This window comes from Enterobacter ludwigii, from assembly GCA_023023105.1.
Taxonomy (GTDB): Bacteria; Pseudomonadota; Gammaproteobacteria; order Enterobacterales; family Enterobacteriaceae; genus Enterobacter; species Enterobacter adelaidei.
Window position 1 is genome coordinate 1766248 of record CP083824.1, and the last position, 12018, is coordinate 1778265.

The 12018-nt window shown below is 56.2% G+C and carries 8 protein-coding genes; 5 read left to right on the forward strand and 3 right to left on the reverse strand.

Features of this window, described 5'->3' with window-relative positions; all coding sequences use genetic code 11:
- Nucleotides 1–118 precede the first annotated feature (118 nt).
- Both mfd and LCD46_08425 read right to left on the reverse strand, forming a co-directional pair.
- On the reverse strand, nt 119–3565 hold the full coding sequence (gene mfd, locus LCD46_08420) for a transcription-repair coupling factor (protein UOY72319.1): 3447 nt from the start codon (nt 3563–3565) through the stop codon (nt 119–121).
- A gap of 147 nt (nt 3566–3712) precedes the next feature.
- Entirely contained in the window at nt 3713–4786 is a 1074-nt protein-coding gene (locus LCD46_08425) for an acyltransferase family protein (protein UOY72320.1), read from the reverse strand.
- A 256-nt stretch (nt 4787–5042) separates the two neighbouring features.
- Here LCD46_08425 and lolC point away from each other — a divergent pair, with 256 nt between their 5' ends.
- Genes lolC through cobB form a run of 5 tightly spaced genes read left to right on the forward strand, consistent with a single transcriptional unit; the run spans nt 5043 to nt 9982 of the window.
- A complete protein-coding gene (lolC, locus tag LCD46_08430) occupies nt 5043–6242 on the forward strand; it encodes a lipoprotein-releasing ABC transporter permease subunit LolC (protein ID UOY72321.1) in 1200 nt (399 codons plus the stop codon).
- Nucleotides 6235–6936, forward strand: coding sequence for a lipoprotein-releasing ABC transporter ATP-binding protein LolD (gene lolD / locus LCD46_08435; GenBank protein ID UOY72322.1), 702 nt, complete (start codon nt 6235–6237; stop codon nt 6934–6936). The genes lolC and lolD overlap by 8 nt, the downstream gene beginning before the upstream one ends.
- A complete protein-coding gene (gene lolE, locus LCD46_08440) occupies nt 6936–8180 on the forward strand; it encodes a lipoprotein-releasing ABC transporter permease subunit LolE (protein ID UOY72323.1) in 1245 nt (414 codons plus the stop codon). The genes lolD and lolE overlap by 1 nt, the downstream gene beginning before the upstream one ends.
- A gap of 54 nt (nt 8181–8234) precedes the next feature.
- Entirely contained in the window at nt 8235–9146 is a 912-nt protein-coding gene (gene nagK, locus LCD46_08445) for an N-acetylglucosamine kinase (GenBank protein ID UOY72324.1), read from the forward strand.
- A 14-nt stretch (nt 9147–9160) separates the two neighbouring features.
- Nucleotides 9161–9982, forward strand: coding sequence for an NAD-dependent protein deacylase (gene cobB / locus LCD46_08450; GenBank protein ID UOY72325.1), 822 nt, complete (start codon nt 9161–9163; stop codon nt 9980–9982).
- 34 nt (nt 9983–10016) lie between these two features.
- On the opposite strand, the gene LCD46_08455 is transcribed toward cobB, so the two are convergent.
- Nucleotides 10017–11948 carry a methyl-accepting chemotaxis protein gene (locus LCD46_08455; protein ID UOY72326.1) on the reverse strand — a complete coding sequence of 644 codons (1932 nt, stop codon included), beginning with the start codon at nt 11946–11948 and terminating at the stop codon, nt 10017–10019.
- Nucleotides 11949–12018: the final 70 nt, after the last annotated feature.

Below are 12018 nucleotides of genomic sequence, written 5' to 3' on the forward strand. Positions count from 1 at the left end.
ATTAAGGTTATTGTTTTATAAGGCGTTAATGATAATTATGGCGAATGGGTGTGTCGGGAAGATCGGGTGAAGTGCAAAGTGTTTGTAAATTCTCCCCCCGCTAGAGGGGGAGAATGGGTTAAGCGATCGCGTTCTCTTCCAGTTGACGCATAAAGTGACGCACCCAATCCATGCGGGTTTTGCGTTCCGTTAGCTCCTGGGTAAATTTCAGGCGCGTTGGACCATCCAGACGGAAATGTTGCGGCTGCTTTTGCAGCAGACCGATCAGCCACATCGGGTTGACGTGGTTCTTCTCGGCAAATTCAATCACGCCACCTTTTTCATTCCCTTCGAGCTTCCGAATACCGAGCTTCTGCGCCTGCTGACGCAGGCGTGCGATATCCAGCAGATTTCTCGCAGGGTCTGGCAGCAGGCCGAAGCGGTCGATCAGCTCAACCTTAATCTCTTCCAGTTCGTTCTCACTCTTCGCACTGGCGATGCGTTTATAGAACGACAGCCGGGTATTTACATCCGGAATGAAATCATCCGGCAGCAGGGAAGGCATACGCAATTCAACCTCGGTCTGCTGGCTGGTGAGATCTTCCAGCGACGGCTCGCGTCCGGCCTTCAGGGCATCGACCGCGTTTTCCAGCAATTCCATATACAGGGAGAAGCCGATGGTCTCCATGGAGCCGCTCTGGTCTTCACCCAGCAGTTCGCCGGCACCACGGATCTCCAGGTCGTGTGTTGCCAGCGCAAAGCCTGCGCCAAGATCTTCCAGGGAGGCGATCGCTTCCAGACGCTTTTGGGCATCGGTGGTCATCGCTTTCGGATGCGGCGTTAACAACCAGGCGTAGGCCTGATGGTGTGAACGCCCGACGCGGCCGCGCAGCTGGTGGAGTTGCGCCAGACCAAAGTGATCGGCTCGTTCGATGATGATGGTATTCGCCGTCGGAATATCGATCCCGGTTTCAATGATGGTGGTACACACCAGGACGTTAAAGCGCTGGTGGTGGAAGTCGTTCATCACCCTTTCCAGCTCGCGCTCACGCATCTGCCCGTGACCGATAGCAATGCGCGCTTCCGGTACCAGCTCCGCCAGCCTGTCCGCGGCTTTCTGGATATTTTCCACATCATTGTATAAGTAATAGACCTGACCTCCGCGCAGTACTTCACGCAGAATCGCCTCACGTACCACCAGATTATCGTACTCGCGGACAAAGGTTTTCACCGCCAGACGACGCGCCGGTGGGGTGGCAATAATCGACAGGTCGCGCATGCCGCTCATCGCCATGTTCAGGGTTCGCGGGATTGGCGTTGCGGTCAGGGTGAGGATATCGACATCGGCACGCATCGCTTTGATGCGCTCTTTATGACGCACCCCGAAGCGGTGCTCTTCATCGACGATCAGCAGCCCAAGATCTTTCCACTTCACGTCGCTTTGCAGCAGCTTGTGGGTGCCGATCAGAATATCGATTTTGCCTTCACTTGCCTGTTCGAGGATCTGCGTCTGTTCTTTGGTGCTGCGAAAACGCGAGAGCATCTCAATACGTACCGGCCAGTTGGCGAAGCGGTCGCGGAAGTTGTCGAAGTGCTGCTGAGCGAGCAGGGTGGTTGGCACCAGCACCGCTACCTGCTTGTTGTTTTCAACCGCAAGGAAGGCGGCGCGCATCGCCACTTCGGTTTTGCCGAAGCCTACGTCGCCACAGACTAAGCGGTCCATTGCCAGTGGCTGACACATGTCGCTCAGCACGGCGTTAATGGCCTGGGCCTGATCTGGTGTGGTTTCAAACGGGAAACTGTCGCAGAACAGTTGATACTGTTCTTTATCATGTTTAAAGGCGAAGCCCTCTTTGGCCGCGCGTTGTGCATAGATATCCAGCAGCTCAGCCGCCACGTCACGCACTTTTTCCGCTGCCTTCTGACGCGCGCGCGCCCAAGCATCGCCACCCAGCTTATGCAATGGCGCATTCTCTTCTGCGCCACCCGCGTAGCGGCTGATCAGATGCAGGGAAGAGACCGGAACATACAGTTTGGCGTCGTTCGCGTAGGTCAGCATCAGGTATTCACCTTTGATACCGCCTGCTTCTAGCGTGGTCATTCCCTGGTAACGCCCGACGCCGTGCTCCAGGTGAACAATCGGCTGGCCCGGGTGTAGCTCGGCCAGGTTGCGGATCAGCGTGTCCGGGTTGATGGTACGACGGCTGTCCTGACGGCGACGTGCGACGCGCTCACCCAGCAGGTCACTTTCGCAAATCAGCGCCAGGTTATTGAGCGTATCAATAAACCCATGTTCGGCGGCGCCAATCATCAGATAACGACCGTTTCCGGTGGCTTCGCTCAGACGCAGGATGCGCTTCGGCGCCACTTTAATGCGCCCCAGCAGCTCCCCGAGTGCTTCGCGACGGCCTTCACTTTCAACTGAGAACACCACCGGGCCGGTAAAGGATTCCAGAAACTTCCGCAGATTATCCAGCGGTGATTTCTGCTGCGCCTGAACGGCCAGATCTGGCAACGTCTGAAACGCGAGGTTGGTATTGGCGGCTTTAGCGGCAAGCGAATCGGTTTTAAGCTGCATACGCGGCCAACGCTTCAGCTCGGCGTTGAGTTCATCGGTTCGCAGCCAGAGCGCCTCCGGGGGCAACAGCGGGCGCATCGGGTCAACGCCGCGGCTTTCAAAGCGGGTGCGGGTTTCGTTTTCAAAGCGGCTGGCGCTGGCGTCGATATCTCCGGTGTTAACAATCAGCGTATTTGCCGGGAAGTAGCTAAACAGCGGAGGCAGGGGTTCATTGAAGAACAGCGGTTGCCAGTACTCAATACCTGCGGGCAGCGTACCTTTGCTGACCTGCTGATAAATATGTTCGGCATCGCGTTTGACGTCGAATTTATCGCGCCACTGGCTGCGGAACAGTTCGATAGCGGTTTTGTCCGTCGGGAACTCGTGCGCGGGCAGTAAATTGATAGATTCCACTTCTTCCAGCGTACGCTGCGTGTCAGCGTCAAACACGCGCAGGCTGTCGATTTCATCATCGAAAAAGTCCAGGCGATACGGTTGGTCACTCCCCATTGGATAGAGATCGAGTAACGCACCGCGCGTGGCGTATTCTCCGTGTTCCATCACCTGATCAACATGGCGATATCCGGCGCTGTCCAGCTGCACGCGCAGGGTGTCGCGGGACAGACGCTGACCTTTTTTCATCACCAGCGCGTGACCGTGCAGATAGCTGTGCGGACAGACGCGCTGCATCAGGGTATTCACCGGTACAATCAGCACGCCACGCTGCATGGTCGGGAGTTGATACAGCGTCGACAAACGCGAGGAGATGATCTCCTGATGTGGGGAGAAGCTGTCATAGGGCAGCGTTTCCCAGTCGGCCAGGCTGAACACCAGGCTATCGGTGAACTGGCGAATTTCGTCGTGCAGACGCAGGGCGTTTTGCATGTCCGGGGCAACCAGAATTACCGGGCCAGGATGACGCTCAGCGATTTCCGCTACCAGCGTGGCGCACGCCGCGCCCGTGAGTTCACCCAGCTGGCGCTGGTCACCCGCTTTGACAGGCAAGGAATAACGATAGTGTTCAGGCATGGCTATGTCAGAGTCTCTTATGGATATACCAACAGTATTGGGGCATATCACTGATACGCAATGTCTTTATTATCCTCGATCGTTTTGTATAAGCAAACCAGAACCGCACAGGGGGAAAATTCGCCCCGGCTGGGGCGAAGAGTGCCATCAACGGGAGGATGGCGACAGGCTCAGCGTTGACGGAGGGGAGAAGAAAACGTCCCCGAACAGCGCGGTGGAGAGTTTACGCAGCCCGAGCCCGGCAAGGGTACAGATAAGCAGGCTGGCAAACGGGTAGATCAGAAGTAGACCCAACTCCGCCCAGACCGGCCACAAGGCACTATTCATCTCGCCAATCAGGAACAGGCTAAAGGCCTCGATTAAGATGCGGTGGGTGGTATAAATCGCGATCGTGTTTGAGCCAATCACGTTCAGCAGGTTGTCAGGATGCACGGCATAACGCTGCTCAAGGTTATAAAAAAGCTTCATGATCAACACAATCGACAACACAGAGAGCAGTAGCGGGACGTTAGCAAACCACAGGACCACGGAGACGGCGGCGAAAGCGCCAGTTGCCAGCCAGAGTCGGCGAAGGTTGACGCTTTTCATCCACGCCATCAGCTCTGCGCCATACCACGCCCCGAGGCTGTAGTAGATCATGTTGCGTACCACGCTGTTCATCCCCCACCACGGTAGCGGCAGGAAGTTGATCGCGATGCTTGCCAGCGCCAGCAGCCCCAGTACCGGCAGCTTCCATCGACTCAGCAGTTTACACAGCGTGAAGTACACCACCAGAGCATACAGATACCAGAGGCTGGTGCTGGCGGTGAGCATCCCCAGCACAAATCCTGAGAGCGAGTCGGCGTAGGCCGCATTCGATGATGTGGCGAGTTCACGCTCGGGTGCCAACCAGGCATTCATATGGGTCAGCGCCTGCCATTGCAGGATGCCCCACAGCGCCAGGACCCAGACAATGCTCCAGATCCGTTTGTCGAGACTGGTTCGCCAGTCCACCTCAGCAATATAACGACGGATCAGATAGCCGGAGATAAAGAAGAAGACCGGCATTCGGAACGGAGCGAGATAGAGGTTAAAATAGACCCAGCATTTGGCGAGAAGGCCGGAGAGCGGGTGTTGCAGCCCGATCAGATGCGGATAAAACGTGATAACCGAATGGTAAATAACCACCAGGCAGATACACAGCCCTTTTATCTGGTTAATCCATAATGCTTTTTGCTTCATTGTTCGCCACTACCTTATTGCCATAAACGAACGAGCAATTGTTGTTAAACGACGCCTGGATGTAACGGGTAACAGTCTGTATCAGGAGCTTTTTCGGAAAAGGTGGAGGTTGCAAGGCGAGTATTCAGACAATAGCACTCTGATTTATCTGAATTTTTCGGAAAAATGATTACCAAAGCTTACTGTTTCAGTCATTTACGCTTAACGGATTCGCTTATATACTCGTGGGTCTGCTATCAGCAAACAGACGGATTTCATGTACCAACCTGTCGCACTCTTCATAGGCTTACGTTATATGCGTGGGCGCGCCGCGGACCGCTTCGGTCGCTTTGTCTCCTGGCTTTCGACTATTGGCATTACGCTTGGCGTGATGGCTCTGGTGACGGTACTGTCCGTCATGAATGGCTTTGAACGCGAGCTGCAAAACAACATCCTGGGGCTGATGCCGCAGGCCGTTCTCTCATCAACCAACGGTTCGGTTAACCCGCAACAGCTGCCGGAAAGTGCGGCGAAGTTACAGGGTGTCACGCGCGTTGCGCCGTTAACCACAGGCGATGTGGTGCTGCAAAGCGCCCGCAGCGTGGCGGTCGGCGTGATGCTGGGGATTGACCCGGCGCAAAACGATCCGCTGACGCCGTATCTGGTTAACGTAAAACAGACCGATCTGGAAGCGGGTAAATACAACGTGATTCTGGGCGAACAGCTTGCCGGGCAGCTTGGCGTCAACCGCGGCGATCAGCTGCGTGTGATGGTGCCGTCTGCCAGCCAGTTCACGCCAATGGGGCGCTTGCCAAGCCAGCGCCTGTTCAACGTGATTGGTACCTTTGCCGCCAACAGCGAAGTCGATGGTTACCAGATGCTGGTTAATATCCAGGACGCTTCGCGCCTGATGCGCTACCCGGCAGGGAATATTACCGGCTGGCGCCTGTGGCTCGACGCACCGTTGAAAGTTGATACCCTCAGCCAGCAAAAACTGCCGGAAGGGACCAAATGGCAGGACTGGCGTGAGCGTAAAGGCGAACTGTTCCAGGCCGTACGCATGGAAAAAAATATGATGGGGCTGCTGCTGAGCCTGATCGTGGCCGTTGCCGCGTTTAACATCATTACCTCACTGGGACTGATGGTGATGGAGAAACAGGGTGAAGTCGCTATTCTGCAAACCCAGGGACTCACGCCGCGCCAGATCATGGCGGTCTTTATGGTACAGGGTGCTAGCGCCGGGATTATCGGCGCGCTGCTTGGGGCAGTGCTGGGTGCACTGCTTGCCAGCCAGCTTAACAACTTAATGCCGATCATCGGTGCGTTGCTCGATGGTGCGGCGCTGCCTGTGGCGATTGAGCCGCTGCAGGTGATCGGAATTGCGCTGGCCGCGATGGCGATTGCGCTGCTTTCTACGCTTTATCCTTCCTGGCGCGCTGCCGCCACTCAACCCGCTGAGGCTTTACGTTATGAATAAGATCCTGTTGCAATGCGACAACCTGTCCAAACGCTATCAGGAAGGCACTGTGCAGACTGACGTGCTGCACAATGTGAGCTTTAGCGTGGGAGAAGGCGAGATGATGGCGATTGTCGGTAGTTCTGGTTCCGGCAAAAGTACCTTATTACACCTGCTGGGCGGGCTGGATACCCCAACCAGCGGAGACGTGATTTTCTCCGGCAAGCCGATGAGCAAAATGTCCTCAGCGGCGAAGGCCGAGTTACGTAACCGTGAGCTCGGTTTTATCTACCAGTTCCATCACCTGCTGCCGGACTTCACGGCGCTGGAAAACGTGGCGATGCCGCTGCTGATTGGCAAAAAGAAACCGGCAGAAATTAACGCCCGCGCCAGCGATATGCTGAAAGCGGTAGGGCTGGGGCATCGTGGTAATCACCGTCCTTCAGAGCTGTCGGGTGGTGAACGTCAGCGCGTGGCGATTGCCCGCGCGCTGGTCAACAACCCGCGTCTGGTGCTGGCGGATGAGCCTACCGGTAACCTGGATGCCCGCAATGCGGACAGTATATTCCAGCTTCTGGGCGAGCTGAACGCCTCGCAGGGCACCGCATTTCTGGTGGTGACCCACGACCTGCAGCTGGCAAAACGCATGGGACGCCAGCTTGAGATGCGTGACGGTCATCTGAACGCCGAGCTGACCCTGATGGGAGCGGAGTAATGGCTTCACCGTTATCGTTACTCATTGGGCTACGTTTTAGCCGCGGTCGCCGTCGCGGTGGCATGGTATCGCTTATTTCGGTGATTTCCACCGTGGGCATTGCGCTGGGTGTCGCCGTGCTGATTGTGGGGCTGAGCGCCATGAACGGCTTTGAGCGCGAACTCAACAACCGCATTCTGGCGGTGGTACCGCACGGGGAGATCGAGCCGGTTAACCAGCCGTGGAACAACTGGAGCGATGCCCTGACCAAAGTGGAAAAAGTGCCGGGCATTGCCGCCGCCGCCCCCTACATTAACTTTACCGGGCTGGTGGAGAGCGGGGTAAACCTGCGCGCCATTCAGGTAAAAGGGGTAAACCCGGCGCAGGAGGAGCGTCTGAGCGCACTGCCGAAGTATGTACAGAACGGCGCATGGGCGAACTTTAAGGCCGGTGAGCAGCAGATCATCATGGGTAAAGGCGTTGCCGATGCTCTGAAAGTGAAGCAGGGCGACTGGGTGTCAATCATGATCCCGAACGCCAGTGCTGACCACAAACTGCAGCAGCCTAAACGCGTGCGTCTTCATGTCACCGGTATTCTTCAGCTGAGCGGCCAGCTCGACCACAGCTTTGCGATGGTGCCGATGGAGGATGCCCGTCAGTATCTGGACATGGGCGACAGCGTGACGGGGATTGCCATTAAGGTTAACGACGTCTTTAACGCCAACAAACTGGTACGCGACGCGGGCGGTGTGACCAATAACTATGTCTACATCAAAAGCTGGATCGGCACTTACGGGTATATGTACCGTGATATCCAGATGATCCGCGCCATTATGTACCTGGCGATGGTGCTGGTGATTGGTGTCGCGTGCTTTAACATTGTCTCGACGCTGGTGATGGCGGTCAAAGACAAGAGTGGCGATATTGCTGTGCTGCGCACCTTAGGCGCAAAAGACGGTCTTATCCGCGCCATCTTTGTCTGGTACGGTTTGCTGGCGGGACTATTCGGTAGCCTGTGCGGCGTGGTGATTGGTGTGGTGGTTTCTCTGCAACTTACGCCGATTATCAACGGCATTGAAAAACTTATTGGTCACCAGTTCCTGTCGGGTGATATCTATTTTATTGACTTCCTGCCGTCTGAACTGCACTGGCTGGACGTTTTTTATGTGCTGGTGACAGCACTTTTACTGAGTCTGCTGGCAAGCTGGTATCCGGCGCGTCGCGCAAGCCGAATTGATCCGGCGAGGGTACTAAGTGGCCAGTAATTACGTCATGATGTAGCGGTTTTGAGGCCGCTATGTCAGAAAGAGGAATGCATTATGTATTATGGATTTGATATTGGCGGCACCAAGATGGCGCTCGGCGTGTTTGATAAAGATCTCAAACTGCAGTGGGAAACCCGCGTTCCCACGCCGCGCGAAAGCTACGACGAATTTTTAACCGCCATTGCCACGCTGGTGGCGCAGGCGGATGAACGTTTCGGCGTGAAAGGCAGCGTCGGCATTGGTATTCCGGGCATGCCCGAAACCGACGACGGTACGCTTTACGCGGCCAACGTGCCTGCCGCCAGCGGTAAACCGCTGCGCGCAGATCTCTCAGCTCTCCTTGAACGCGACGTGCGTTTAGACAACGATGCCAACTGCTTTGCGCTCTCGGAAGCCTGGGACGAAGAATTTACACAGTATCCCCTGGTGATGGGGCTGATCCTCGGCACCGGCGTTGGTGGTGGGATCATTTTCAACGGTAAGCCCATCACCGGGCGCAGCTACATCACAGGCGAGTTTGGCCATATCCGTCTGCCGGTGGATGCGCTTGATGTGGTGGGGCGTGATTTCCCGCTGACCCGCTGCGGCTGCGGTCAGCACGGCTGTATTGAGAACTACCTGTCAGGCCGCGGGTTTGCATGGCTTTACGAACACTTCTATCATCAGAAACTTGAAGCTCCTCAAATCATTACCCTGTGGGAGCAAGGGGATGCGCAGGCGCGTGAGCACGTTGAGTGCTATCTGGATCTGCTGGCGGTGTGTCTGGGAAACATTCTCACCATCGTCGACCCGGACCTGCTGGTGATCGGGGGAGGGCTTTCAAACTTTACCGCGATTACGGAACGGTTGTCCGGGCGTTTGCCCCGACATTTATTGCCGGTTGCCCGCGTGCCGCGTATTGAACGCGCGCGACACGGGGACGCAGGAGGCATGCGCGGAGCCGCATTCCTTCATCTCACCGATTAGTTTACGAGGTTTCTATGCTGTCGCGTCGCCAGGGTCGACTCAGCCGTTTTCGCAAAAACAAACGCCGCTTACGTGAGCGCTTGCGCCAGCGGATCTTTTTCAGAGACAGAATGATGCCAGAAGCGATGGATAAACCCAGAGTGGTGGTGCTGACCGGGGCGGGGATCTCCGCCGAGTCAGGAATTCGAACCTTCCGCGCGGCGGACGGGCTGTGGGAAGAGCACCGCGTGGAGGATGTGGCCACACCGGAAGGCTTTGCCCGCGACCCGGATCTCGTGCAGGCGTTTTACAACGCCCGCCGTCGCCAGCTTCAGCAGCCTGAGATTGCGCCGAACGCGGCGCATTTGGCGCTGGCGAAGCTGGAAGAGGCGTTGGGCGATCGCTTTCTGCTGATTACGCAGAATATCGACAACCTGCATGAGCGGGCCGGTAACCACAACATCATCCATATGCACGGTGAGCTGCTGAAAGTTCGCTGTGCCTGGAGCGGTCAGGTGCTGGACTGGAAAGAGGACGTGCTGCCAGAGGATAAATGCCACTGCTGTCAGTTCCCCGCGCGGCTGCGTCCGCATGTGGTCTGGTTTGGTGAGATGCCGCTGGGGATGGATGAGATCTACAGTGCGCTGGCGATGGCAGATGTGTTTATCGCTATTGGCACGTCAGGCCATGTCTACCCGGCGGCGGGGTTTGTTCACGAGGCGCGGCTGCATGGTGCGCATACGGTCGAACTGAACCTGGAGCCAAGCCAGGTGGGAAGCGAGTTTGAAGAGAAGCACTATGGCCTGGCAAGTACGGTCGTACCGGAATTTGTCGACAAGCTGCTGAAAGGGCTGTAATCCAAAAAGGCACCCGTTTCCGGGTGCCTTTTTGTTATGAATTAAAGAACGCCAGCGTTTTCTCCAGCGACTTAGCCTGTTCGTCCAGCGAGAGGGCAGCCGCAGAGATTTGCTGAACCAGAGAAGCATTCTGCTGGGTCGTACTGTCCATTTGATTGACGGCAGTGCTCACCTGGCTAATTCCCCGATTCTGCTCGTCCAGGGCCTGAACCATATCGTTGATCACCAGATGGACATGCGATACGGCCTCAATGACCTGTTTCATCATGACCCCCGTCTCATTGACCAGCTCAACGCCTTTGCTGACGCGACCTGACGACTCGGCGATCAGCTGAGAGATCTCTTTAGCCGCGTTAGCGCTGCGCTGGGCAAGATTGCGGACTTCACCTGCCACTACCGCAAAACCGCGTCCCTGTTCGCCAGCCCGGGCCGCTTCAACGGCAGCATTCAGCGCCAGGATATTGGTCTGGAAAGCAATGCCATCGACGATGCTGTAAATCTCGCCGATCTTACGTGCGCTCTCATCAATCTCTCCAATCACAACGACCACGTCGTTCACCAGTGTTTCCCCGTGCCCGGCGAGCGTGGCGGCGCGGTCGGTCAACGTTGTCGCCTTATGCGCATTATCGGCATTGTTCTTCACCGTGACCGAAATCTCTTCCATGCTGGCGGCTGTTTCAACAATCGCTGCCGCCTGTTCTTCGGTACGTGAAGCGAGATCAAGATTACCCGCCGAAATTTCGCTGGTGCCGCCGTGTACGGAATGGCTGGCTTCGCTGATATTGTCGACGATGCGCTTGAGCTGCATCTGCATAGTGTGCAGCGCGTAAAAAATACTGCTGGTATCCCCGGGACGAACCGGGATGGTATTGTTCAGATCCCCTCGGGCAACAGCCAGGGCGATCCCCGCGGCATCTGCCGGTTCGCCTCCAACCGGACGGTCAACTTTACGGGTAAATATCTGTGCCATCACCAGACTGACGGCAACGATGCTTAACACCATCAGGATGATAGCTTTCAGTAAAAATGCCCTTGCTTCGGCCATCACTTCGCTGACCGGTGTGACAATAGCCAGTTTCCACGGTGTCTGACTGTTGCCGATAACAATGTCCTGCCAGGTGATAAACACTTCTTCTTTCAGTAGCGGATCGTCCGCCCGGATGACGTCATTACCGGCAATCTTGCCCGCGTAAGGCTTGCCTGTGGCACGTTTGTCCGGACTGGAAACCACGTTATTACCCGCGGAGAGGAGCAGGGCATAACCAGTGCCGTTCCACGGTTTAATCGCCCCGATCATCGACTGCAGCGTGGCAAGCGAGAAGTCAGAGGTGACTGATCCCAGGAACTGACCATCACGCATGATGGGCGCGGCAATCGAGGTAAGCATCACGTCCACGCCGTTGTAGGGATAAATATAAGGTTCGATGATCACATCTTTATGCCGTTGCTTCGGCAGCAAATAATAATCGCCGCTGCCCGGCGATTCGAAATCCGTCAGCAAGTGCAATGCGGGTTTGCCGGTGGCGTCGCGGTCGACGTAGCGGGCGTAACGCCCGGCAGGGTCTTCACCGCTCTGCCCGGCAAAAGTGGCGTCTTTGTCGTCGAAAGCGTTGGGTTCAAAGGCCATCGACATGGAGAGAAACTGTGGGTGAGCCGAGAGATAATGGGTGAGCAACTGATTGAGGCTCTGACGATCGGTTACGCCCGCCTCGTGCAGCGCCAGAGCGCTGTTGCCCATATCCCGGGCGGCTGACAGGGCGGAATCCAGCTGTTTGCTGACCTGCAAAGACTGCACTTCGGCAATTTGCCGGATATGTTTTTTGGCGAGAATGTCTTGCTGTGCCATCCACTGCCACATCATAAACCCGATCGTTGCGGTAAAGCCCACCGTCACCGTGAGGAAAATGGACAATAGCATCAACGTCTTGACTCTCATTTTTTGTTTTCGGACCATGGCGTCTTTCATTCTCATCTCCCGTAATGTTGTGCATGTCGGGCAGGCACACATTACTTATCGGATATATCGCCTCCTTTCT